Annotated in this window: 27 protein-coding genes and 1 pseudogene; 25 read left to right on the forward strand and 3 right to left on the reverse strand. The window is 34.9% G+C overall.

Going from position 1 to position 25750, the window contains the following annotated elements; translation table 11 throughout:
* The 4 genes from V7068_RS09740 to V7068_RS09755 all read left to right on the forward strand — a co-directional run.
* Nucleotides 1–1819: sigma-54 interaction domain-containing protein (locus V7068_RS09740; RefSeq protein WP_499712544.1), on the forward strand; the 1819-nt coding region annotated here is incomplete at its 5' end.
* Nucleotides 1820–2346: 527 nt separating this feature from the next.
* Nucleotides 2347–3726 carry a CoA-binding protein gene (locus V7068_RS09745; protein ID WP_499712545.1) on the forward strand — a complete coding sequence of 460 codons (1380 nt, stop codon included), beginning with the start codon at nt 2347–2349 and terminating at the stop codon, nt 3724–3726.
* A gap of 303 nt (nt 3727–4029) precedes the next feature.
* Nucleotides 4030–4293 carry an MFS transporter gene (locus tag V7068_RS09750; protein ID WP_499712570.1) on the forward strand — a complete coding sequence of 88 codons (264 nt, stop codon included), beginning with the start codon at nt 4030–4032 and terminating at the stop codon, nt 4291–4293.
* Complete coding sequence (locus tag V7068_RS09755; protein WP_499712546.1) at nt 4286–5182, forward strand: MFS transporter; 897 nt, start codon at nt 4286–4288, stop codon at nt 5180–5182. The genes V7068_RS09750 and V7068_RS09755 overlap by 8 nt, the downstream gene beginning before the upstream one ends.
* A 243-nt stretch (nt 5183–5425) precedes the next feature.
* On the opposite strand, the pseudogene V7068_RS09760 reads toward V7068_RS09755, so the two are convergent.
* Both V7068_RS09760 and V7068_RS09765 read right to left on the reverse strand, forming a co-directional pair.
* Nucleotides 5426–5599: pseudogene (locus V7068_RS09760) on the reverse strand (site-specific integrase); the annotation flags it as partial.
* A gap of 19 nt (nt 5600–5618) precedes the next feature.
* The gene (locus V7068_RS09765) at nt 5619–5786 is read right to left on the reverse strand and encodes a hypothetical protein (protein ID WP_499712547.1); all 168 of its coding nucleotides are present in this window, start codon (nt 5784–5786) and stop codon (nt 5619–5621) included.
* 425 nt (nt 5787–6211) lie between these two features.
* Between V7068_RS09765 and V7068_RS09770 the strand changes: the two genes are divergently transcribed.
* Both V7068_RS09770 and V7068_RS09775 read left to right on the forward strand, forming a co-directional pair.
* Complete coding sequence (locus tag V7068_RS09770) at nt 6212–6631, forward strand: DUF1064 domain-containing protein (RefSeq protein WP_499712571.1); 420 nt, start codon at nt 6212–6214, stop codon at nt 6629–6631.
* Nucleotides 6609–6914, forward strand: coding sequence for a DUF4183 domain-containing protein (locus V7068_RS09775; protein ID WP_499712548.1), 306 nt, complete (start codon nt 6609–6611; stop codon nt 6912–6914). Before V7068_RS09770 ends, V7068_RS09775 begins: the two co-directional genes overlap by 23 nt.
* 387 nt (nt 6915–7301) lie before the next feature.
* Here V7068_RS09775 and V7068_RS09780 read toward each other — a convergent pair whose 3' ends face one another.
* Entirely contained in the window at nt 7302–7427 is a 126-nt protein-coding gene (locus V7068_RS09780) for a hypothetical protein (RefSeq protein ID WP_499712549.1), read from the reverse strand.
* A gap of 577 nt (nt 7428–8004) precedes the next feature.
* On the opposite strand from V7068_RS09780, the gene V7068_RS09785 reads away from it, so the two are divergent.
* From V7068_RS09785 to V7068_RS09875, 19 genes are all read left to right on the forward strand, one after another.
* Nucleotides 8005–8166 carry a hypothetical protein gene (locus V7068_RS09785; RefSeq protein WP_164853180.1) on the forward strand — a complete coding sequence of 54 codons (162 nt, stop codon included), beginning with the start codon at nt 8005–8007 and terminating at the stop codon, nt 8164–8166.
* A 171-nt stretch (nt 8167–8337) separates the two neighbouring features.
* Entirely contained in the window at nt 8338–8724 is a 387-nt protein-coding gene (locus tag V7068_RS09790) for a DUF722 domain-containing protein (RefSeq protein WP_499712550.1), read from the forward strand.
* Nucleotides 8725–8772: 48 nt separating this feature from the next.
* Entirely contained in the window at nt 8773–8922 is a 150-nt protein-coding gene (locus tag V7068_RS09795) for a hypothetical protein (RefSeq protein WP_252290806.1), read from the forward strand.
* An 800-nt stretch (nt 8923–9722) separates the two neighbouring features.
* Nucleotides 9723–9917 (forward strand): hypothetical protein, encoded by a 195-nt coding sequence (locus V7068_RS09800; RefSeq protein WP_127760128.1) that lies wholly within the window; start codon nt 9723–9725, stop codon nt 9915–9917.
* Between the two features lie 50 nt (nt 9918–9967).
* Nucleotides 9968–10249: an ImmA/IrrE family metallo-endopeptidase gene (locus V7068_RS09805; RefSeq protein WP_252295015.1), complete on the forward strand. Its 282-nt coding sequence runs from the start codon at nt 9968–9970 to the stop codon at nt 10247–10249.
* Nucleotides 10250–10766: 517 nt separating this feature from the next.
* Entirely contained in the window at nt 10767–12116 is a 1350-nt protein-coding gene (gene brnQ / locus V7068_RS09810) for a branched-chain amino acid transport system II carrier protein (RefSeq protein WP_499712551.1), read from the forward strand.
* A gap of 516 nt (nt 12117–12632) precedes the next feature.
* Nucleotides 12633–12998, forward strand: coding sequence for a DUF2089 domain-containing protein (locus V7068_RS09815; protein ID WP_499712552.1), 366 nt, complete (start codon nt 12633–12635; stop codon nt 12996–12998).
* A gap of 13 nt (nt 12999–13011) precedes the next feature.
* Nucleotides 13012–13401: an SHOCT-like domain-containing protein gene (locus V7068_RS09820; protein ID WP_127760132.1), complete on the forward strand. Its 390-nt coding sequence runs from the start codon at nt 13012–13014 to the stop codon at nt 13399–13401.
* A gap of 10 nt (nt 13402–13411) precedes the next feature.
* On the forward strand, nt 13412–13693 hold the full coding sequence (locus V7068_RS09825) for a hypothetical protein (RefSeq protein ID WP_499712553.1): 282 nt from the start codon (nt 13412–13414) through the stop codon (nt 13691–13693).
* Nucleotides 13694–14641: 948 nt separating this feature from the next.
* Entirely contained in the window at nt 14642–15409 is a 768-nt protein-coding gene (locus V7068_RS09830; RefSeq protein ID WP_499712554.1) for an alpha/beta fold hydrolase, read from the forward strand.
* A gap of 255 nt (nt 15410–15664) precedes the next feature.
* Nucleotides 15665–18196 (forward strand): bifunctional diguanylate cyclase/phosphodiesterase, encoded by a 2532-nt coding sequence (locus V7068_RS09835; RefSeq protein WP_499712555.1) that lies wholly within the window; start codon nt 15665–15667, stop codon nt 18194–18196.
* Nucleotides 18197–18408: 212 nt separating this feature from the next.
* Nucleotides 18409–19062 carry a GTP cyclohydrolase I FolE gene (gene folE, locus V7068_RS09840; protein WP_119117871.1) on the forward strand — a complete coding sequence of 218 codons (654 nt, stop codon included), beginning with the start codon at nt 18409–18411 and terminating at the stop codon, nt 19060–19062.
* A gap of 71 nt (nt 19063–19133) precedes the next feature.
* Nucleotides 19134–19682, forward strand: a complete 549-nt coding sequence (locus tag V7068_RS09845) for a 5' nucleotidase, NT5C type (RefSeq protein WP_499712556.1) — start codon at nt 19134–19136, stop codon at nt 19680–19682.
* Complete coding sequence (locus tag V7068_RS09850) at nt 19679–20617, forward strand: NAD(P)/FAD-dependent oxidoreductase (protein ID WP_499712557.1); 939 nt, start codon at nt 19679–19681, stop codon at nt 20615–20617. The genes V7068_RS09845 and V7068_RS09850 overlap by 4 nt, the downstream gene beginning before the upstream one ends.
* Nucleotides 20618–20770: 153 nt before the next feature.
* A complete protein-coding gene (locus tag V7068_RS09855; protein ID WP_127760148.1) occupies nt 20771–21112 on the forward strand; it encodes a metal-sensing transcriptional repressor in 342 nt (113 codons plus the stop codon).
* 14 nt (nt 21113–21126) lie between these two features.
* On the forward strand, nt 21127–21333 hold the full coding sequence (copZ, locus tag V7068_RS09860) for a copper chaperone CopZ (protein WP_375350481.1): 207 nt from the start codon (nt 21127–21129) through the stop codon (nt 21331–21333).
* A gap of 89 nt (nt 21334–21422) precedes the next feature.
* Nucleotides 21423–23864, forward strand: coding sequence for a heavy metal translocating P-type ATPase (locus V7068_RS09865; RefSeq protein ID WP_499712558.1), 2442 nt, complete (start codon nt 21423–21425; stop codon nt 23862–23864).
* A complete protein-coding gene (locus V7068_RS09870; RefSeq protein ID WP_499712559.1) occupies nt 23861–24721 on the forward strand; it encodes a DUF8832 domain-containing protein in 861 nt (286 codons plus the stop codon). The genes V7068_RS09865 and V7068_RS09870 overlap by 4 nt, the downstream gene beginning before the upstream one ends.
* A gap of 311 nt (nt 24722–25032) precedes the next feature.
* Nucleotides 25033–25728 carry a DUF2306 domain-containing protein gene (locus tag V7068_RS09875; protein ID WP_499712560.1) on the forward strand — a complete coding sequence of 232 codons (696 nt, stop codon included), beginning with the start codon at nt 25033–25035 and terminating at the stop codon, nt 25726–25728.
* Nucleotides 25729–25750 lie beyond the last annotated feature (22 nt).

The raw sequence follows: 25750 nt of genomic DNA on the forward strand, positions 1-25750 counted from the left end.
TATAAAAAAACAGAAAAAGTTTTATTTAGTACAAAACAAATATAAATCTATTATTGGGATTATTAGCCACAATGATCTTAACTATATGCATATAAGTATATTAGAGCGACGTTTAAAAGAATTAGAAGCCGTATTTGAACATGCCCATAACGGAATTGTAGCTATTGATAAAAATGGTATCATTACTTCATTTAATCCTGCCACGGAAAAGATAAGTGGGGTAAATAGAGAGGGTGCGTTAGGTAGGTTTTTAAATGATGTCTTTATTCCGAGTGGTATGCTTGAAGTTCTTCGTACTGGAGAACCACAATATGGAACGAAATATCAAGTTGGGAATCGAAAATATATTTCGAATCGAACACCCATTATAGAAAATGATGAAGTGACGGGTGTTGTAGCAGTTTTTCAGGATATTTCCGAAATTGAAAAAATTTCAGGAGAGCTGCAATCTGTTCGTGAATTAAATCAACAATTAGAAGCTATCATAGCTGCTTCATATGATGGGATTGTGATTGCAGATTCAACAGGAAGAATCATCAGATATAATCAAGCGTTTCTCACATTCATTCAAGGTGACACCAATGATAATCTTAATGGGAAGTTTATTTTTGAAGTTTTTCCGTCTTTCAAAATTGAAAATATAAAACAAATGTTAGAAGGGAAACAATCTATAGCTTTATTGAAAAAAACTGAAGCCAATGTAACCTTAATTATTACGGTCAATCCTGTTCTTAATAAAAATGAACATATAGACTTTGTTGTGATTAATATTCAGAATATTACGAAGTTTATTCAATTGCAAGAAGAAGTTGAAAATAATAGGAGATTAACAGAACGTTATAAAGAAGAATTAGAACAATATCGAGTAGAACTCAAATCTCGTGCTAATTTTATTGCGGACTCCCCAATCATGAAAAAAGTAGTCCATATTGCTAAAAAGGTATCGGCCTTCGATTCTACGGTCATGATTTTTGGGGAATCAGGAACGGGAAAAGAAGAGCTTGCAAGGATTATTCAATTAAACAGTGTACGGAGCGAGGGTCCTTTTATTACAATTAATTGTGGAGCCATACCAGAAACCTTACTTGAATCTGAATTATTCGGTTATGAAGCGGGGGCATTTACAGGTGCGGGAAAGAGTGGAAAGCCTGGTATGTTTGAGTTAGCTCATAATGGAATAATTTTTTTGGATGAAATTGGGGAATGTCCTCTTTCTATACAGATAAAGCTACTGAGGGTGATTCAAGAAAAAGTAGTAACTCGCTTGGGTGGTACTAAATCTATTAAGATAGATGTTCGAATCTTGGCAGCTACGCATCGCAATTTGGAGGAACAAGTTAAAAAAGGGGAATTTCGCGAAGATTTGTTTTTTCGTTTAAATGTAATTCCTATCACATTACCGCCGCTTCGAGAAAGAACAGAAGATTTACTGCCTTTGATTGAAATGTATTTAAATGAGTTTAACCAAACATATGGGATGTCTAAACAGATAGCATCGGATGCCTTTGAAATACTTTTTCGCTATAAGTGGCCAGGAAATATTCGAGAATTACGAAATGCTATTGAACGTTCTTTTGTGCTGTCTGAAGGAGAATACATTAATGTAAAAGACTTTAGTTTTTTACAAAGTGAAATGATTGAACAAGATACGGAAATAGATGATGAAGAAATTCTTCCGTTAAAGGAAGCAGTTATGAATTTTGAGAATAAGCTCATTAACAGAGCGTTGAAGAAGTATGGAAGCACATATAAAGCTGCTAACATTTTAAATGTGGATCAATCAACTATTGTTCGTAAGTTACAGAAAATGAAAACATAAACAAAATCAGAAGGAATAAGGAGTAACAAAACAACCTACAAAAATATGAATGAATCCGTTCAAACTAGCTATTCATATAATCGAAAAATTTCTAATAGGATTTTTGATAGAATTTAAATTAAAAAGACAATGAATAAATGGAGGAAAGGAGCTGTGTCACAAGTCGATTTTTTTGGCTTGAACACGCTCCTTTTGAATAACAGGAATGTTGATAACAGCATTCCTGATTTTTAATTTCCAGAGAATTTCTCCGTTTGTGGCCCTCTTATATATATCTTTTGATTTTGAAGCTACATGCGGGCAGAGGGAGTAATCTTACTTTCAAGGATAAAAGGAATGATGTATGACTAATGTATTATTACATTAGATGATGAAAGCATACATTGGTTTTTAGAGGAAATGTTTGGAAACTCCCATATATCAAGTGTCGAGAAATGGCATGATTCTTGCAAATGATTAAATAAAGACATTAAAAATTCTCAAGAATAAAAGGTGGTGATCATCTGGTTGTTCAAAAAGTATCTAACTTGTCATACTTGCTTACTTCACGTTCGATTGCAGTCATAAGTGAAACTTTCAATCCTCATCAGGTTGGGGGAAGAGTATTATTAAACTTACAGAAATCTAAATATCAAGGTAGAGTTTATCCTGTTACTTCTGAGTTTGAAGAAATTTTCGGAATGAAAACGTTTCCGACTTTGAATAGCATACCTGGAGAAGTAATTACAGTAGTTATTACGTTACCTCCCAAGTCTATTTTACCTATTCTTGAAGAGTGTGTAGAAAAGAAAGTGAAGTTTATTATGATTCCCAATACAGATGTTATTGAGAGTGAAGATGAGAAGTTTGCTTTTGAGCAATTATTGAAAACGTTTACTAAGGAAACGGATATTCGGATTCTAGGTCCGGATTGTTCAGGAGTATTTAATATTGTTAAATCTGTTGGTATTTCTGGTGTTGCAGATTATGAACCAAACTGGTTACAAAACGGCAAGATTTCACTTATTACGCAAGGGGAAGGGTTAGGGCGAGCCGTTTTAGATGCAAACGACTTAGGAATTGGATTTAATTATTGGATTTCTACGGGGAATGAAGTTGATTTAGAAACAGCTGATTTTATCCAGTATTTTTCCCATGATGTTTCCACTCAAGTTATTTTAGTGATAATAGAAAGATTAAAAGACAAATGGAAATTTCAAAAAGCTGCAGAGACAGCAAGAAGGTTCGGAAAGCCTCTTATTGTGCTAAATATAGGACAGGTAGAAGAGGAGATTTCCACTAAAGAAGAATTAAACAATAATAAGCAAGTTCATTCTGATTTTTTTAAAGAACTGGATATAATCCAAGTTTATGATCTTGATGAACTTCTTAATGTAGGTTGGTTATTCTATAAATATGGACATCCGCAAGGAAATCGGATTGGTATATTTTCTTACTCTAATGGAGTATCAGCATTACTAGCTGAGAAGTGTAGACAAGTTAATCTGTCTGTCCCGGATATTACAGATGAAACGAAATCAATAATTCAAGATTTTTTTCCGAATCTAGAGACTCCTGCCAATCCAATAAATATGAAAATATATGTCTATCAAGATATGAGTGATGTTAGTGAATGTCTAGAGCAGTTTACGAATGATCCTAATCTAGATATAGTATTTGTTCTTTATTCGTATAAATTAGGAGTTTATACAGAAATGTTAGTGAGGCACACTATAAAAATGGCACAGAGGGTGAATAAACTCATTATTCCATTATGGTTATCTTTATCAGGTGAATTAGAGGTAAGTTATGAAATTCTGAAAGAAAGTGGACTTCCATTTTATTCGTCCGCTAATGCTGGTGTCAGTGCTATCAAACATTTTACAGATTATCATATGAAAATGAGTCGATTAAACACCTTTATGTGAAAGATTTAAAAATACCAGGATTGCCAGTTAAATTATTGGATACACCATCTATCAGCGATATCCGCCGCTGCTTGGAGAACATACTGATGAAGTATTAAATGAACCTGGCTACTCTTATACACAAATTAAAGAGTTAAAGAGAGCGAAAGTATTTTGACTTAGAATGATTCATCGAAAGCAAGCGATTGCATACGTGATAAAAAAGGGGGACATATGATGGAAAAAAGCCAATCAAATCGAAATTGGATTATTGTATTCGTCGCTTGTTTTTTGGGTCTTATGGTAGATGGAATGGATTTGCAAATGCTATCGTTAACAATTCCTGCTTTAATGGAAGAGTTCCAAATTACAAAAACACAAGCGGGGATTATTAGCACATGGTCTTTAGTAGGTATGGCTGTCGGTGGCATTATAGGTGGTTGGCTATCTGATCGATTTGGTCGGGTACGAATGGCAACTTATATGATGATTGTTTTCTCTGTAGGAACTGCTTTACTGGGTTTAGTGCAAACATACGAGCNNCGGGATTGGAGCGGAATATTCTATAGTCACGATGCTTATGGCTGAATATGTACCAACGAAAAAACGGACAACTATTTTAGGTTCATTACAAGCAGCTTATTCAGTTGGTTACTTAGTAGCGGCCTTATTGGCAGGTGCAATCTTACCGATTTATGGATGGCGGCCTCTTTACCTTATTTCTATTTTACCTGTAGCTTTAGCTATTTATATCAGATTTAAGATACCAGAACCTCAAGGTTGGTTAGAAGCAAAACAACAACCGAAACAATTCAAGAAAAATGAATGGCTCACAATCTTCAAAGAACCAAAAACAAGAGCAATTTTCCTGTTCTGGATTATTACTTCAACCTTTTTACAGTTTGGCTATTATGGTGTAGGGACTTGGTTGCCGACTTATATTATCGAGGATTTAGGTTTCAATTTTAAGACGATGACAAGTTATCTTGTTGGAAGCTATACAGCCATGATTTTAGGTAAAATTCTTGCAGGTTGGTTAGCAGATAGATATGGCCGTCGTAATGTATATATTCTAAGTGGTTTATTGACAGCTATTTCTTTACCGGTCATTTATTTGTATAACACACCAGGAAATATCATTATCTTACTTACAATCCTTGGATTTTTATATGGTGCACAATATGGAATTAATTCAACGTATATGAGCGAAAGTTTCCCGACACACATTCGGGGTACAGCTGTAGGCGGTGCCTATAATATCGGGCGATTTGGGGCAGCGATAGCACCTATTATCATCGGTATTATTGCCGAAGCTCAATCCATTGGGTTCGGTCTAGCTACGCTAGGTATAGCCTATGCATTATCCGGAATTATCCCAGCCTTATTTATTCGAGAAAAAATGTATGATCCATTTAAAAATAAAGAAAACAGTTTAGATAATAAAAATGAAAACGTTTCCGAAGATCGTGTTATGTGATGTAAACATTGAGTAGATTAAATAGAATGTGAGTGTTAGATTTTTCCCCATTTAATTATACTAGTTTAAGAATTTAAAAAGAGAGTGAAAATGATGTAAGAGAATGTGTTTAATAAACATACTCATTAATACATGATAATGTATTAATAGCTTGAAACCGATGACGCTCTAAGCGTCATCGTTTTTTTGTGTTTTGGTCAAAAGAGCGATATTGGAAAGAGTGGGGGGAGTTTGACCAAAAAATTATTTAAGAACATTCTTCATGTATTCCTTGTACTTTTCCATTGTGTCTTTATCAAGCTTTTTACTGATATGCGAATAGACATCTGCTGTGACTTGCATATTACCATGTCCTAAACGTTCTTGTAGATATTTCATACTTGCTCCAGCTTCTAACTGTAACACCACGTGGTTATTAGAATCAATCGCTTCTTTTTTATGGTGTCTCTAAATCTCCACGCCCCAAATAGGTAGATTCCTTATCAGCGAAACCCTTCTTATTGTCTTGTTTTTCTTTCGTTTTATCGACATTAGGAGATTCAATCTCAACCATTTGATTTGTTGGATATTGTGAAAACACTTCTTTGCTTTTTTCAGTGTTCATGTGTAACACCTCCCCTTATATTGTGTCCAATCATGAGGTTTTTTATGAAAAGGGTAATTATAGGAATGGTTACATACTGTCATAGAGGCAGCTTTGTTGTTTTACTAAACCAGCTAATAGTTTGTCAATATTTTTCAATAAAAGATTAAATTAACGGTGCAGCTCAGTCCAGAACGGTTTGTTATACAGAGAACGATAAGAAATGGGCGTTCGATCGTTTCGGTACGGTAGGGGATTTCTATAACAGTTACGAAAAGGCCGTTATTGATTACGGTCATACGGTCATCTAAAAGAGATGTCAGCTTAATGTTTGAATACATCTGCAAGGATTGTGAAGTGTTAGAAATACAGTGCAAGGTTATACCTAAAAAGGTATGCCCTTGCCGCAAGATGATGATGGAAGTGATTGAGTGGGAGGGAACGGAATAATGGCCGCAAAATACGGCAACAAGAAGGTCATAGTAGATGGCCATAGATTTGATAGCATCGCTGAAAGTAAATATTATGAGCAGCTAAAATGGATACTTTTATCTGAACAAATCACAAGCTTTAAATTGCGGCTACGATATTTGCTTCAAGATTCATTTAAAAAGAATGGTATCACTTTTCGGAAGATTGAGTACATAGCAGATTTTGAAGTTCATAGATTAGATGGTTTTATTGAAGTCATTGACATAAAGGGAGCTCCATCAACAGCCGAATTCAAGTTAAAACATAAGCTTTTTGAAAGGTTGTATCTGCAAAGTCTTACTGTTCTTTTTTATAAGCCTGAATACGATGGCTTTATAACGTGGGAAATGTCAAAAAAACTCAAAAGTATACTTGAATTTACCAGGTATACCTAAGCAGGAAAAACGTTTTATTTCCCCAAGAAAAGTATTGATATATGAATTTTATGCAATTTCTGACGGGTGTAGTCTAGTCTATAAAAACAAGGATGGAATTTGTGAAGTTGCAAAACAAGAAATTCTTGACCCGAAAGAAATATCATACATGAATCTTTTTATTAACGGCGTTCTACAGCCATATGAAAATTACATTGTAAAGAAAGGAGAAATTAGATTAAAAACAGTGGATGTACCAATTAAAGGTGCACCAATTGTTTTACAAATGATAAAAGTTTTATGAAAAGATTGTTTAAATGAGAGGAAGTTTTGAAGGTAAATTTGTTAATTGAAAATTCAACCTGAATATTTCAAAAAAGCATGTACAGGTAGAGTTATAGGTAGAAAAGTTACTATATCATCGACCATGTTCACCAAGAAAACTATGTGGTAACGGGCATTGTTTAATATGGATTTCGTAGAAGATGTAAAAGGAGCAAGGCGAGCTGGGTGTTACTCTCGATGACTAAACGCCTTACTCTTATTTACTGTATGACCTCCAGATGGGATTGATACACGTCAAGGTAGCGTTTCAGATACAAACTGTGCAACAAAAGAGAATAAACTGTTGAATCGTTACATTCTTCATCAATTCAACAATTTAAAATTTTCTTTTAAGAATGTTATATAATTATGATTTTTTATGTTCTTTATTTACAATGTATCTCGGTTTCCTTGATACTGCGATTAACGAAATAATAAAGCTAATCCCTAAGAATGATGATAATGTCCACGCAAATAGTTCGATGGATGCCATAGTTTATCCCTCCCTATTTTGTGTATTTTTTAAAGATATTCCATCAAGCTTGTCTTTTTGCTAACAAATTTATAAATGCAAATAAACAGAAGTTCATACACAAAATAAAAAGAAGTATTTGGCATCGCCTTCGCCAAATACAATGATAGCGACTCTTGCTATCCAACCTAATATAGGATTACATCCCGTGTATAATAATATTTCTCATGCCTCTTTAAAACGAAACCGGAAATGTATGTAATTTAAGTGGTGTCACAGTACTTAGATTAAGTGAGGGAGCAAGGCAGGCTGGTGTTAGTTCAGTCAATGACTAAACGCCTTGTCCCATATTAATGTATTTCCTCTAATGAGGTTCGCTATACGTTAAGGGGATTGGTTTAATGTCGCATTACGAAGAAACTCGAAAGGAGCAAGGCTCACTGGTGTGGAGATCTCGATGACTAAACGCCTTGCCCTGTATTACTGTATGCTTTTTAAAAATGATTGATACATGGGGAAAATCATTAAAGTGTATAAGTTAAATCAAGTTAGGAAAGGAAAAGATAAAGATAACAATCCATTCGAAAGGGGTGATTCTATGTTTGTTATAAGAGGTAAATCAGGCTATAAGTTCTTCTCGACAGAACCGGATACATACGGTCAAGAAGTGCAGCATGAAACAAGAAGGAGGGCTGAGTCTATGTTAAAGGTAGCGAAAGATACTTTGCCTTTTGAAGAGTTTGAGATCGTGGAGGTCTAACAAAAAAAGTGGGCGGCAAACAAGGTTAGTTTACCATCCTCTTGGCTTTCTTTTTTTCAAGTGCTGCAAGAAAGAAGAAGGGTCTTATATAAATAAAAAATTCCCCGTCTGACAACGGGGAGCAATTAGATGAAAACTACAACAAAATTAAAAAAGGAAACTTTCTAGTATATGAAATCTGAGTTATATAGCTATCATGATACATTAAAAGAAATCCAGTTTTTAAGAAATAATATTATGTTCACGAAAGAGAACGACGATGAGAATGTTGGGGGCGGAAGAAGTTCGTTGCTTTCTTCTCCTACAGAACAAATAGGGGTAAGGTTAGCGACTCACAAAAAGTTGAATAACCTGGAAGAAATCGCAGAAGCTATTGAGAAAGTATATAACGTTGTAAATGACGATTATAAAAAGCTTATTCGACTGAAGTATTGGACAAAGGCACAAACGAAAACGTGGGAAGGGATTGCTGCAGAGTTACATATCAGCAGAAGGCAAGCCTTTAATTGGCGAGATCAAATTGTTCAAGCTGTTGCAGAAGTGTTGGTGTGGAGATAAATGGTAACAGAAAATGCGCGATAAATATATTTAGAAAGGGTGTAGAATTTGAAAGAAGTTAGTCACGAGATTACCGAAAGAGCAAAGCATGACTCCGTTATTCATAATTACTTAATGCTTCATGAACAAGGGAGCATAACGTATCAACAATTACTTGAAAATGTTGATCTCTATCTTAGTGAAGATAAGCAATCATGAGCTAGTTAGTGAAAAAGCAAAAAGCACTTTAAAAACATTGCACTTTCGGCCTTATAAAACGTAGTAAGATGATAGTACCAAAATAAACAAGTACAAGCGTACTAAGTACCTGAAGCCTTAGATAAGGTCAAACTAGATGAAAGGGATTTAGGCGATTGTTTATTGATTATAACACTATCAAAGCCCATTTTCTCTATACTCTTTTTACTAGCGAGGGGCAGCCGCTCATACTGCCCTACCTTTATATTCTTTGTAAAGCAGACATAAACAGAATCCCTTTTTATTAAAGCGGAATAAAACTATGTACAGATTCTCGGCCTCTCTTGCTTTGTGTCTGCTTTAGAAAGTATATCCCCCTATTCGCATCCTTTACGGGTGCGTTTTTTTATGGAATGAAAGAAAAAGTGACAATCGTGAAAAATGTTTTAATTTGTGTGGTTATTCGAAAGAAGAATGTATGAAGGATTACGAAAGTATTTATAAAAAAATTGTATTACGCGATTTATGGAAATGAAGCATCTTCCGGGGTGCTTTTTTTGTTGAGGTGAAAGCCATGAATAAATGCGAATCATGCATATGGGTGAACAAAGTAAATGAAATGACGTGGGAGTGCAAGTTCCCAAGATGCTTAAAGATGCAGGGGGTTAAGGTGGGTAACGAATTAAAGAATACACCTCGTCAAAATATGTAACAAGTGTATATAGTTTTGAATAGAGTGATGTGTCGTGAATAATTTGAGCTATTCGCAGCAAGCCATGTCCCTTTGTAGAATTAAGCAGACGAAAGTGTGGTGATATAAAATGGATACGGAAAAATTAGAACTTATCCAGAGCAGGGCTATCGAAATAGCTAACGAACAAATAGAAAAATATGTACGAGGTTTAGGTGATGATAAAATAGAAAAACTAGCCGAAACTATTATTATTATTAATGCAGCAGTAACAGCTCGACTTCTCGTTGAATACGACAACAATAAAGAAGCGGGTAATATTTAAAAAGCGTCCTTTCGAAGGTGCTTTTGTTTTGTCTAAAAAGAGAGGACGAAATGCTTCCAAATAAAATTAAAGTAGCCCGTATCGATTATCAAATACAAGAAGTTGAAGAAATAGATGATGATCCTAGTGTAATGGGTGCGTGCGTATATCAGAAATCAACTATTAAGATTAAAATCGGCATGTCTGAGAATAAGAAAGAACAAACATTGGTTCATGAAATGCTGCATGCATGTTTTAATGAGGCTGGATTTCATGAACAAGATGAAGATGTGATTAATCGAGTGGGGATTGTTCTGTATCAGGTGTTGAAAGATAATAAATTGAGTTTTTAACTTAAAAAGCACCTATCTCCCCGAAAGATGGATGCTCATGAAACTCAATTATTTTTTCTTTTCCATATTTATATATTTCTTATTGCTAGTTCAATATGGAGAAGTGCTTGAAACCTCTATTATATAAGAGTTTCTCATTCTGCTACATTGCTCATTTCCAACATCATATATGTTTAATAGACAAGTTCACCCATCAATACATGACAATGTATTAATAGCTTGAAAACGTTGAGGATCTAAGCGTCAGCGTTTTTTGTGTTTTGGCCATAAGAGTGATATCGGAGAGAGTGGGGGAGTGTGACCAAAATATGAATTAAATTGGTCAAAAATTATATTTGTAGATTTTTTCATAATTAAGAAGACTAATCTCATACTCTTTAAATTTTGGGATATTTATCTAATCTAAGACGTAATCAGTATTTAAAGGTTGTCTTGTTTTAGTTTTGATAATATAATATTTCGGTATAGAAAATTCAAAAAAATTTAATTACTTAAAGTGAACATGTGGGGGACAACTATGTCGGGAAAATTTCCAACTTCTTATATTATTGTTATCGGTTTAATGCTGTTTGCATTATTTTTTGGGGCAGGTAATCTCATTTTTCCTGCTATGCTTGGTCAATCTGCCGGGGAAAATATCTGGGTCGCCAATGCTGGATTTCTAGTTACGGGTGTCGGTTTACCATTGCTTGGTATTCTGGCTTTTGGATTTTCGGGTAAAGATAATTTACAGTCGTTAGCTAGTCGTGTTCATCCGATATATGGTATTGTTTTTACAATAATTTTATATTTATCTATTGGTCCTTTTTTTGCAATTCCTAGGGCAGGGACCGTATCATTTGAAATTGGCATTAAACCATTCTTATCACAAAATGGAGATTCTGTGCCTTTGTTAATTTTTACCGTTATATTTTTTGGAATAACGTGTATTTTGTCTTTAAACCCATCTAAAATTGTTGATATTGTTGGAAAATTCTTAACGCCAATCAAATTAACTTTTATAGGTATCCTAGTCATAGTTGCTTTTATTTTTCCTATTGCTCATTTTCAAGCACCTATACCTGATTATCAAGTTTATCCATTTTTCAAAGGATTTCAACAAGGATATTTGACAATGGATACCTTAGCTTCTTTTGTTTTTGGTATTATTATAATTAACGCCATTAAAGAGAAAGGTGCTACAACTAAGAAACAAATTATGAGTGTTTGTATTAAAGCGACAGGAATCGCTGCAATCATACTCGTTCTTTTTTATACAGCTATTGCTTATATGGGAGCATCAAGCGTAGGAGAACTTGGATATTTAGATAATGGGGGAGAAGTTCTAGCGGGTGTTTCCCACTATTACTTTGGTTCATATGGTAATGTACTTTTAGGCCTTCTTATAACAGTGGCTTGTTTAACAACAAGCGTTGGCCTAGTGACAGCTTGTTCGTCATTCTTTCATAGTCTATTTCCTAAAATCTCTTATAAAGTCATTACGATTGTTTTATCAATTTTTAGTGCGATGGTTGCTAATATTGGTTTAACACAGCTTATCACTATTTCAGAGCCTGTCTTAACGGTGATTTATCCACTTGCTATCGTGCTGATTGCCTTAACCTTCTTACATTCATTATTTAATGGTCAGCGGGAGGTCTATCAAATCAGTTTGCTATTCACATTTATTATTAGTCTATTTGATGGACTTACTGTAGCTGGTTTTCAATTTCATAGTGTCGATGATTTCTTTAATCAATATGTGCCGTTATATAGTATCGGTCTAGGTTGGGTACTTCCAGCTATCATTGGAGGCCTGGTAGGATATTTTATTAGTAAATTAAAACATAAAAAGTATACAGTACTAGAAGATATTAAACAGAAATAACCATATTTGAATATTCTCAAAGAAAAGGCGTTCATAAAAGTATAATACTTTATGAGCGCCTTTATTTTTAAACAACTTTATTTTTAAAAAATATAACAATAAAGTCGTTTGAAAATCTAAGTTTTATTCAACAATAGGGCCTTATTTTGGAATAACTAAAATATAGACTAAGTCCTCAAATCACTGCATAATCGGAGATTAATCAACCCGTAAGCTTAATAATTTTTAAGTTCTGAATCATCATCAGTTGGACCACGGATTATTAATCAGCATCTCAAAGTCTAAGTAATCGTGCTCATTATGCAACTGAGGGTATTTTAACCAAGAGAGGGATGTCTACAAGTTCAACCATTATGGTAAATATAATAATTGAATGAATAATCAAAATGGGAAATTAATAATATTAAACAATGAATTAATATTATTGATTTTTAATTGGTAAAATTTTAATTTTATTATTTATATTTTCGATTCCTTGTTATATAATCGAATCAACTAAAAGGAAGGAATTTCATTATGGCTTATAAAGTAATCACAAATTGTCCTGTCTGCAGTGAAACATTGAAAATTACAAAGTTGCAGTGCTCTCATTGTCACACTACGATTGAAAACGAGTTTGAATTATCTAAGCTGGCATCCTTATCAAAGGATCAGCTTCATTTTGTGGAAGTATTTTTAACATGCAGGGGGAATATCAAAGAGGTTGAAAAGGAACTGGGGATTTCGTATCCAACGGTTCGAGGCAAGCTAACAGACATCATTTCATCCCTTGGATATGTGCAGAGGAAGAAAAATGAAGTAGACGAGAAAAAAGTTGTCACCATGTTGGAAAATGGCGAAATCACACCAGAAGAAGCCATTAAGCTCTTAAAAGACGAATAGGGAGGGATTTATCATGAAAGAGGAAATTACAAGAGTGTTAACAATGGTTCAGGAAGGGAAGATTGATGCAGATAAGGGATCAGAACTGATTCAAGTATTAAGAGAGAAAGAAGAAACAGGTAATAAGCTTTTTGAAAAACCGACTAAATATTTAGATAAAACATTAAAAATTCGTGTTGTATCAGCCGAAAATGATAACGTCACAGTCAATTTACCTATAAAACTTGTCAAGGTAGTATTAATGGCTGGACACAGCATCGCAGCGAGTATTCCTCAATCAGAAAAATACGTTAAAGATATAGATATAAACCTTATTATTGAAGCAATCGAAAATGAATTAGATGGCCAAATTGTTGATATTAAATCGGCAAACGGGGATACCGTTTCGGTCATCATTGATTAGTGATTTGCTTATGATGCATGTAAAAGTGAAAGCAAAAGATGTTCGGTTTACCATCCCCATTCCATATGCTATTTTAAACATTGTTATTTGCATTTTGTCTTCAAAATTTTTTCAGCAAAATGCAAACAAATGGACAAAAGAGCACTTCGAAAGAAAAAAACTGGACTTTACCTTTCCACTAATAGACAAAAAAACACTAAAGCCTATCGTCAAGGAACTGAAAAATTATAAGGGGATCGTGCTAGTAGATGTCACAGCTAAGGACGGTACTGAGGTTAAGGTTAGATTATAATTTATTATAGAATACACCCCAATTATTAGATGTTGTATCTAATAATTGGGGTGCATTTCAATTACAATATCGAGAAAATTAGGCTTTGATTACTTTATTATAGCTCCTATTGCAGAAAAAGAGAGTTCGTTTTCAATAAAGGCGTCCCCTCTAAAATAAAGATGTTTCAAAACGCATCCCCTGTAGGAGAGTCAATGAGGTTCACTGCCACTTTATTCACTTTTTTTAGCACCACTAGGTTTCCTTTCATTCCTGTTTGATGCTCTCACTCTAGTAAAAAAGAATGTAACTCTTCTAGCTCTTCCACCGTATGTTCAATCTTCACGCTGCTTTTATAGGGCCTTTTTTATCCAACAACATTTGAACTTGATTTTCACCTTTTGCGACATCCAGACCCACAACTGGATTCATTCATTATCTTCTCCTTATTCAGTAGATGATTGACCGTTAACCTCTATCTCGCTTGTTATGCGGGATCACAATGTCCCAACCAGCTTAATCATGTGTTAACAAGTAGAGATGTCTTATCTTCCGTGCCAAAAAACATACTGCAGTAAACGATACTTTTGTATGCTCGAACAAAATATGACCAAAAGTTGTCCATATTTATATATTTCGTATTGCTAGTTCAATATGAAGAAGTGTTTGAAACCTCTATCATATAAGAGTTTCGCATTCTGCTGCATTGCTCATTTCCAACATCATATATGTTTAATAGACATATTCTTTTTATTTTGGATTACAAAATTTTAGTAGCATCTATATTAATGGTTCTAAAGAACTATTAATCACTTAATAATGATGTTTATACTGAAAATTTACTAAATCATTGATGAATGACTATTTTCTAAACGTAATCGATAATGTATTATTATGTAGGAATACTTTCAAAGGTACGCGTGCAAGTATATAAAAATAAAGAGTTCATTAAAAAGAGGTTTTATAAAATTGAAGGAAGCTATAATATTTTTGCATGGGGTAGTGGGAAATCAAAGTGCATTTAAGACAGAAATAGATACATTAAAAGATAAATATAATTGTATAGCTTACGACTATTATAATTCCGAAAATTTAGGAGCAGATTGTCCTTTTTCTTTGGAGCTATTACTTCAACAGCTTTATGATCAATACAAAAGAAACGGAATTCAAAAGGCTCATTTGTGCACATTAAGTTTTGGTTGTATAGTTGCCATGGCTTTTAATAAAAAATATCCTGAAATGGTAATGAGTTTGAGTTTTGTAGGGGGATACTTTTGTGGTGTTCCTTCAACATTGCATAAGAATCGTATTAAATTATTAAAAGAAAAACCACAATATGATCATAAAGCATGGTTGAAACGATATGCAGCCGCCATAAATCCAAACAAAAAGCAAATACAAGAAAACTCAGAGGCTATTTTTGTAAAGAATGCTCTTTTACTTCATCCGAATGTTTTTGAAAAAGCCGTTAGGGTGCAACTTGAATATGATTCGAGAATCGATTTAATGAATGTAAAAAGTCCAATTTTATGGGTAATGGGCGAATATGATGAATTATATAAAGAAACATTAGCGGACTTAGAACAATATGTCCCGCATGTTGAATATCATGAGCTGCAAAATTCTGGACATGTAGCCCATATTCACCAGCCTGACCAATTCATGTCTATATTCCAACCTTTTCTTAAAAAAGTGAGCAATCAAAGAAGCTTAGCTTTAGAACTTATAGAGATATAAATAACAACAATGTGGTGTCATCTACGTATCTTTAAATTGGGCTTTGCTAAGTTAAAGATACGTTTTAGTGAGCTACTTTTAATAGTGTGATTAAAATATGCTTGTTTTGTCGAATTTTGTCTCGTTGTGTAATAATCTTCTTACAGAAGAGAGTTTTTGCTAAAAATTTATGTTGATTTTTAACCATGCTAATCATAATACCCAATGAACTAAACGATAATTAACGGTTAAATGTCAGCAGGAGGTAGATTGATAGTGTCCATCAAGAAGAAACTTCCATTAATTTTCACCTTGTTGGTATTATGTATTTTAATAGCGAATAATGCTTTACATTATTTACGATCTAAACAGCAATTAATAAATTTTAATGAAAAAGAAATAGCGTTAATTACTCAGGAAGTATCGTATCAGGTGGAAAGTGCAAAGGAAGGGTCTTTATTTGTAGAAAATATCCTTGGGAGAGAATTAAGAACGGCTTCTATTGCTATACAAAACTCGTTACCTTCTAAACATGAAGAGATAACTAATGAACAATTAAAAACTTTGGCTGATGAGTTGATGATTTCACATATTACTTTATTAGCTCAAAAGGAAAACGATATTATCGGTGTAAAATCATCCGATTCACATGAAGTTAACATGTCAACAAAAGAGTGGGGATATTGGTATGATGCCTTTCAACAGCTTTTCTCTTTATCGCCGGTTACTGTAAAAGAAGGGGTAGCCCTGCCAAATTACTGGACAGGTCCAACCGAGATTGCTTCTAGCAACCCTGATCATACAGATAAATGGGGCTACTTTTATGATGGCTCTACTAATTTTATGATTAATCCCTATTTTCGTGACAATCAAGTATTAGAGTATGAAAAGCGGTTTGGTCCCAGCAATGTCATGGAGAGATTTACGAAGAAATTGGATGGTGTAGTGGAATTGACTGTTTTTAATCCGGAAAACTTCGGGAAAAAGAGTAGGATTATTAATAGAAATGGATACAATTATATTCGAATTGCTGATAAACCGATTTGGTATGGTACGTATAAATATAGCAACCAACAATTAGATGCAGAGATGATTCAAAAAGCTATAAAGACAGGAGAGACACAGCACTATACTGAAACGATAAACAAAAAAAATGTTAGGAAGACATTTGTTCCTATTAATACCGATGTAGATGTACCATATGTTATTGGTGTAACATACGACTATGGATTAATTGAGAAAGAACTAAACCGTGAATTGTTGAATCATATTTTATTATTGATTCCGTTTATACTTATTGTGTTAATTACAAGTTTTGTGTTCTCTCGTTCGATTACAAAACCGATTGGTTATATAGTTGGACAGGTCAACGAAATTGCTCAAGGGAAGTTCGGGAAAAATTTGATTTTAAAACGAAAAGATGAGTTAGGGCTTCTTACACAAAATGTAAATGCATTATCGAATTTTTTACAAGTCTATGTAGCGGATTTAAAGCAGAGTCAAGAAGTTATTGAATTTCAAGCGTACCATGATTCTCTTACTGGACTGCCTAATAGAAGGTATCTTCAAGAAGAGCTAAATAAGATGATTGCAAATACAAAACAAACAGATGGTTCGGTAGCAGTGTTATTTATTGACATAGACCGATTTAAAGATATTAATGACTCATTAGGACATGCGCTCGGTGATGAATTAATCAAGCTTGTATCAAATCGACTAAAGAGCTGTCTCTCTAGTACAAATAGTTTTGTGACCAGACAGGGCGGCGATGAATTTGTTATTTTATTTAAAAACCTTGAATTAGAGAAGGTAAAAGCGGCAGCTGAAACGATTGTCACAGTCATTAAACAACCTTTTATTATTGAAGGAAATGAAATATATGTAGGTACGAGTTGTGGTTTAAGTTTATATCCAATGCATACGGAGAATCAAGATACTCTGATGGTATATGCTGATATAGCGATGTATGAGGCTAAGAACCAAGGGGGCAGCAAAGTCGTTGTATATAACGATACGATCAATATAAAAAATAAAGAGAAGCTGCGTATAGAAACCCGATTGAGAAAGGCTATTAAAGAAGAAAAAATTGAAGTCTATTATCAGCCGAAAATAAATGCCAAGGAAAATATCGTGACTGGAGTAGAAGTATTGGTAAGGTGGACAGACGAGGAACTTGGATTTGTGTCACCAGATAAGTTTATTCCTGTTGCAGAGAGTACAGGATTGATTCATTCTTTATGGGAATTAGCGATGAAGAAAGCTTGTTTCCAGGTAAGCAAGTGGAATGAAGGTCGTTTAGAGCCGTTAAATCTTGCCGTAAACTTTTCACCAAAGCAATTTCAAGATTCTAATCGACTAATAAAACAGGTCTTAGACATTCTTTCTGAGTCCAAATTGTCACCTGCCTATTTTGAAGTGGAAATTACAGAAAATATTTTATTTGATCATTCAGCAGAAACTATAGAAGCTTTGGAAAAGTTACGAAACTACGGAGTTTCTGTTTCAGTAGATGATTTTGGGACCGGGTATTCTTCATTCAGTTATTTAAAAACATTACCCATTGATAACCTTAAGATTGATCGAACATTTATTCAAGATATTCAGGAAGATCACAGCAATTCTGAAATCTCTGAAGCTATTATAACGATGGCACGTGGCTTACGGTTACATGTAATAGCAGAAGGGGTTGAGGAAGAGCACCAAAAAGAGTTTTTATTAAAGAACGGATGCTATCATATGCAAGGCTATTTGTTTAGTAAGCCACTTAGTAAACAGGATTTGGAAAGATTCCTTAAAGAGAACTATTAACTTAATTAATACTAATTAATTATAGAAAGAATCAATGCATACTACCTTTACATTCTTCTTTTAATTATTTATGATTAGCTAATGTTAGTAGATAGCGAGGGTATCGATTCCTTGTATATATTTCAAATAAAGGCTATGTTATATGACGCTGTTGATTTCGGATCAACGAGGTTATATAACATAGCCAGAATAAAAGAGAGGTACTTAAGAAAATGTCTTTCAATGAACAAAAATTAATTGCTCAAAAATTCCCGGATATATTTGAGCAAGATGATGCTACTGAAATACATAGAAAAATTGATCAATCTCAACATTTTATGGAAGCTGTTAAAGGCTTAATTGAGCTCTGCGGCGATGATCCTAATCGTGACGGTCTTATAGAAACTCCATATAGAGTATTAAAAGCATTTTTAGAATATACAGAGGGTTATAGAGAAGATCCTAAAGCTCATTTGTTAAAGACTTTTGATGTAAATCATCAGGAGTTGGTTTTAGTAAGAGATATTGAATTTTATTCGATGTGTGAACATCACTTTGCTCCTTTTTTTGGTGTAGCCCATGTAGGATATATCCCTAATGAAAAAATTACTGGGTTGTCGAAGATTGCTCGTATGGTGGAAGGGTATGCGAAGAGATTTCAGGTTCAGGAACGATTAACAACTGAAATTGCAGAGGCCATTGAAGAAATTTTACAACCTAAAGGCACGATGGTAGTAATTGAGGCCAAACATATGTGTATGTGTGGCAGAGGAATCAAAAAGTCGAATGCTTCGACTGCAACATCATCTGTTCGCGGAATATTTGCTGATAGATCCGAGACACGTGCAGAGTTTTTATCGATTCTTCAAAGACCTAGTGTTTTATAGGAACAGAAAAGGCGTAACCTAAATTAAATTGGGGTACGCCTTTTTATTAGTAAAAGAGGGGGGGCAGTTTCATGCGAACGTTACTAATTGATATGGATTCTGTCATATGCGATTTAATGTCAGAGTGGCATCATCGATATAATAAAGACTATGATGATAATTTAACGGTTGATCGGCTAAAATGCTGGAATTCTGAGAAATATGTAAAGCCTGAATGTGGAATAAAAATATATGATTATTTGAAAGAACCAGGTTTATTTAGTCGTTTAAAGCCGCTTCCGCATGCAGTAGAAGTTTTAAAAAGATTATACAAGGATTATGAAATTTTAATCGTAACGAGCAGTGTTTCGAGTGCCTTTGCCGAGAAGGAAATATGGGTGGAAAAACATCTTCCTTTTATAGGGAAGCGTAACATGATTTTTACTCATCGAAAAAACATGATTGTCGGTGACTTGTTATTTGATGATGCCCCGCATAATTTAAAGGAATTTGCTGCGACTGGAAGGCTTGCTGTTGCTATGGATTATCCTTACAACAGAGACGTTGAAGTTCCGAGAATTGGAAATTGGTTAGAGTTTGAAAGGTTCTTACAAACAGAAGCTTGGGTGGAGATTCCATGAAACATATTGATGTCATCATTATTGGCGGAGGGCCAGCAGGAATGTCAGCAGCAATATGGTGTAAGAGGCTGGGGATTGATCATCTTCTTCTCGAAAAAGAAGAGAAGTTAGGTGGACAATTAACAAAAATTCATAATGAAATTATAGATTATCCAGGCTTATATACTAAAAATGGAAAGGAAATGCAACAGGAATTTGCCGCTTATTTTCATAGTGCAGGATGTCTATATAGATTACATACAAAGATTTTATCCATCGATGTTTCATCAAAAACTCTTAAAATTCAACAGGAGAATAAGATAGAAGAACTTCACTTTCATTATTTAGTTTTAGCAATGGGGTCAGGACCAAAGTTGCTGGAAGTTCCAGGAGAAAGGGAGATGATTGCTAGAGGAGAAGTTTACTCTGCGACAGCAGATAGATATCGATTTAAAAATAAAGTCGTAGCCGTTGTAGGAGGAGGAGATCGAGCTTTAGAGGGGGCTATTCTTTTAGCGGATGCGGGCGCTGCAGTTTACTTGATTCACCGATCTGAAAACTTCAAGGCAAGAAGTCAATATATGGATATCGCAACCGGGAAAGAGAATATAAAAATAATCACAAATACTCGAGTGACTTCTATCCACGGAGAACAGTGCGTGACTTCAATCGATTTGCTAAATAACAAAGAGAAAGCGTTTGCTTTGAAGGTGGATGCTGTTCTCCTAAGGATAGGAAGTAAACCAAACAGTGAGCTTGTGAAAGGTCTTGTTAAAGTAGCGGAGGATGGATTGATTGTGACCGACCGTATAGGTCGAACAAGCAACAGTGCTATTTATGCTATTGGAGATATTTGTACAAATCCTTTATTTTCGAGTATAGCTTCATCAAGTGGACAGGCAGCAATCGTTGCTAAGTATTTATCGTTATTATTAACAAAGAAACATTTGGATTAATAAGTTTGTTTCTAAATTCAAACCTTAGCTCTGTATTTTATGGAGCCGAGGTTATTTTATTTGTTCAGAGTAGAAAAAAATGGATACTTTTTTAAAAAATATGTAGCATACATTAGGGGGGTATAGTATATTATAAGTAAGGGGGTGCTATAGGTGGATTGTGAAAACCAAGAGGACCTATTAGAAATTGAACCATGTTGCTCGAGTCACTCTGAAAGGGTAAGCCATCATTCTGAAAAGGTAAAGAAAAGTTTAATTAATCGTCTAAATAGAATAGAAGGTCAAATTCGCGGGGTGAAAGGCCTCATTGAAAAAGATACTTATTGTGATGATGTAATTACTCAAGTTTCAGCGATACAATCTGCACTAAATAGTTTTTCCAAAGTTTTATTAGAAAATCACTTGAAGAGCTGTGTAACAGAGCGAATTCAAGAAGGGGATTTAGAAGTAGTAGATGAACTGTTGGTTACTATTCAAAGATTAATGAAAAAATAAGGAGCGAACATAATATGGAAAAAGTAACGTTACTTGTAAGCGGAATGTCTTGTGGACACTGTGTTAATGCAGTTGAGGGCGCTGTCGGTAAACTGAACGGAGTATCCAGTGTAAACGTTCATTTAAGTGAAGGGAAAGTAGATGTAGAGTTTGATTCATCAGCGGTTTCATTAGAGACTATAAAAGAAACAATCGATGATCAAGGCTATGATGTAGCATAATTTGAATTGTAAATACGTGCATAAACAAAAATGCACGTATTCTTTTTGATAAAAAACATACCTTGTAGGGGTATTTAGGAGGGGTGAAAATGACACAAGAGTTAAAAGAAACTGTACTTCCGATAACAGGGATGACTTGTGCTGCTTGTGCTGTGCGAATTGAAAAGGGAATCAAGAAAATAGAAGGTGTAGAAGAGGCGACAGTCAATTTTGCTTTGGAGAAAACTTCTATTACGTACGATCCTAATGTAGCTCATATAGAGGACTTTAAAAAGAAAATTCATGACTTAGGCTATGAAGTGATAGAGGAAAAAGCTGAACTGGATATTATCGGCATGACTTGCGCAGCTTGTGCGACTAGAATTGAAAAAGGGTTAAATAAACTAGAAGGTGTAACGAAAGCATCGGTCAATTTAGCGTTAGAAAGCGCCTCTATTGAGTATAACCCATCACAAATTGGAACATCGGATATGGTAAAGCGAATTGAAAAGTTAGGGTATCAAGCGAATTTAAAAGAGGAACAAAAAGAGAACATTAAAGATCTTAAGGCAAAAGAGCTAGAAACTCAAAAAGGGAAGTTTATTTTTTCGGCTTTCTTATCTTTACCATTATTATGGGCGATGGTTAGTCACTTTAGCTTTACATCATTTATGTATGTACCAGAAATGTTTCTAAATCCTTGGGTGCAATTAGCACTTGCGACACCTGTTCAGTTTATTGTTGGGAAGCAGTTTTATGTAGGGGCTTTTAAAGCACTTCGAAATAAAAGTGCTAACATGGATGTATTAGTTGCTTTAGGAACGTCGGCTGCCTATTTCTATAGTTTGTATTTGTCTATAGCGTCTATTGGCAGCAATGAGCATATGATTGAGCTTTATTATGAAACAAGTGCCGTTTTAATTACATTAATCATTTTAGGAAAATTGTTTGAAGTTAGAGCAAAAGGCCGTTCATCAGAGGCCATAAAAAAACTAATGGGTCTCCAAGCAAAAACAGCGACCGTGTTGAGAGATGGAGTTGAACGAGAGATTCCGCTAGAGGATGTATTAGTAGGTGACATTGTTTATGTAAAGCCGGGTGAAAAAGTGCCGGTAGATGGAGAAATCGTAGAAGGAAGTTCGGCTTTAGATGAATCGATGTTAACAGGCGAGAGTGTTCCTATTGATAAAACAGTAGGTGACTCAGTAATTGGGGCAACGATCAATAAAAATGGATTCTTAAAAGTAAAAGCGAAAAAAGTAGGTCGTGATACAGCACTTTCTCAAATTATTAAAGTGGTAGAAGAAGCTCAAGGTTCAAAGGCACCTATTCAGCGATTAGCGGATCACATTTCAGGAATCTTTGTTCCAATCGTAGTAGGAATTGCTCTTCTTACCTTTTTAGTGTGGTTCATCTGGTTGGCTCCTGGTAACTTTGCCGAGGCATTAGAAAAATTAATTGCTGTTTTGGTGATTGCTTGTCCATGTGCTTTAGGATTAGCAACTCCTACTTCGATTATGGCAGGTACAGGAAGAGCGGCTGAGTTTGGTATTCTTTTTAAAGGTGGAGAACACCTAGAAAGGACACATCAGTTAACAACAATCTTGTTAGATAAAACGGGGACAGTGACAAATGGTGCGCCCGTTTTAACGGATATTTTGATTGAAGAAGTCTTTGAAGAGAAGCAGTTTTTAACGTTAGTCGCTGCTGCCGAAAAGCAATCTGAACATCCACTAGCTCAGGCAATCGTTGCTGGTATAAAAGAGCAAAATATTGAACTTGTGGAAGTGGAAGAGTTTGAAGCCATACCAGGCTACGGGATTCAGGCAAAGGTAGATGGCCATGTTATTGTTGCAGGAACGAGAAAATTAATGAATAAGCATAACATTCATATTGAACATGTGCTTAAGACGATGGAGGAGTTGGAGGGAAAAGGGAAAACGGCAATGCTGATTGCTATCAACAATCAATATGCCGGTTTAGTAGCTGTTGCGGATACAATAAAAGATACTTCAAAAGAAGCAGTCCAACGACTTAAAGATATGGGCCTTGAAGTGGTCATGATTACAGGAGATAACAAACGCACAGCCGAGGCGATTGCAAAAGAGGCAGGCATTGATCATGTTGTAGCGGAAGTTTTACCAGAAGGAAAAGCAGAAGCAGTGAAACAACTTCAAGCTCAAGGGAAAGTAGTCGCAATGGTTGGAGATGGAATTAATGATGCTCCAGCATTAGCAACGGCGCATATTGGAATGGCAATCGGAACAGGAACAGATGTAGCGATGGAAGCAGCTGATATTACGCTTATTAGAGGAGATCTCGGGAGTATTGCAGATGCCATTTATATGAGTAAAAAGACAATCCGAAATATTAGACAAAACTTATTTTGGGCGTTTGCCTACAATGTATTAGGAATTCCAATTGCTGCGTTTGGTTTCTTAGCTCCATGGTTAGCAGGAGCCGCGATGGCTTTTAGCTCTGTGTCGGTAGTATTAAATGCATTGCGTTTGCAAAGGGTGAAACTTTCAGATAAAGGGGAAACAAACCGATGAAAAAGTGGATGTTTTCAGCTGTTTTATATCTAGTCGTTGTTGTTGCCGGGTATGCTGTTTATGAGGCAGCGTTTGATGTAAATAAGGGCGCAGAGCACGATGTTTTGAAAAATGTAGCCGAGCAAAAAATCGAAGAACATAATTCCCATGCTAATGCTGGAACAAAACAACAGCATGAAGAGGACAATCACGAACATGGCGAAACAACTAGTAAAGAGAATGAAATACAGGTAACAATTGAAGAAGGAAACAAGCAACTATTTCTAACACTAAAAGATGATTTAGGAAATCCTGTAACAGATTTAGAAATAAATCATGAGAAGCTTCTTCACCTTATTGTCGTTGATGAACATTTAGAACAGTATCATCATTTACACCCTGAAGAAATAGCACCAGGTCAATTTAAAGTGACAAGCGAATTGGAAGAAGGAACTTATAAAGCTTTTGTAGACATCAAATCAACGAGCTTACAATACAAAGTTCAACCAATTCCTTTTATAGTTGGCAATCCTGCAACGAGTGAACATGCACATGGTTCATTGCAAGTCGATAAAGAATTAACTAAAACAGTTGATGAAAACAAAGTATCTCTTATGACAACGGATTTGACGGCTAATGAACCTGTGACATTAACATTCGATGTTTATGAAGCCGTACTTGAGCCTTATTTAGGAGCAATCGGTCACGTTGTAATTTTAGATGAACAAGCGGAAGAATATTTACACGTTCATCCACTACATGAACATGACCCAATCTTTGAAACTCAATTTCCGCATCCTGGTATTTACAAAATCTGGGCAGAATTTCAACAAGATGGAAAAGTAACTGTGTATCCGTTTGTGGTGAGAGTTAAATAATGGATTTTAAGGGGGCCGTTAAAAACCCCAGGATACTTAATAAGCATCCTGGGGTTTTTTTCTTTTCTTAGACTGTTCGCTTATCCGTTCATCTTTGTAGAACAGATATAAAAATACTATATATTTCATAATTGATGTCGATAGAATATATAAAATAACTATCACCAATAAATATATCACAAATCATATTATATTTTTAACAATGTAAAACAGTTAAAGATTTATTTTACATGTTATATTAAGGAAGTAATTTTATATGCTTTTTTAATATATGAATATTGTAAAGGATTAAAATCAGAGGGGGACGTATAATGGAGGTTTTTTCGCTGTTTAGAATTGTACATATCGTGGCGGGATTTGTAGCGCTAGTCCTTTTTTGGATACCTATGGTTACCAAAAAAGGAGGTAAAGTTCATAACCTTATCGGGTGGATTTATGTATACGCTATGAGCGCAGTTGCCATTTCAGCCTTTTATATGGGGGTATATCGAGTATTTTTCGATAATCAGGCGGATGCTGATAGAATTTCTTTTTCGTGGTTCTTAATATTTATTTCTATTCTGAGCGGTGCATCTGCATGGTACGGAATACGTGTACTCCGATTTAAAAAGAGAAAAGATACGCATCGTAAAGTAATCGATCTCCTTGTCAGTCTATTGCTGCTTTCTTCAGGAATTGGGGTTGGGATATATGGTCTAATCATTGATTCAGCACTTATCACTTATTTTCCTTTACTAGGTCTTTTATTAGGCGGAATCCAATTAAATTATTGGTTGCGCAAACCGATGAAAAAGATGCACTGGCTATTTGAACATTTTGGAGGAATGATTGCTTGCAGTATTTCAACAGTTACGGCCTTTACTGTATTTGGAGCTCCAAGATTATTAAACATTCAATCTTCAAGCCTGTTTCTATGGCTGCTTCCGACATGTATTCTTGTTCCAGTATTAGTCGGCTTTACAGTGTATTATGAAAGAAAATTTAATACTGACCACTCCCATGGCTAAAACTGCTGGGGTTCTTTCTCAC

Origin of the sequence: Bacillus sp. JJ634, from assembly GCF_036962285.1 — a bacterium.
In the GTDB taxonomy this organism is placed as follows: domain Bacteria; phylum Bacillota; class Bacilli; order Bacillales; family DSM-1321; genus Peribacillus; species Peribacillus asahii_A.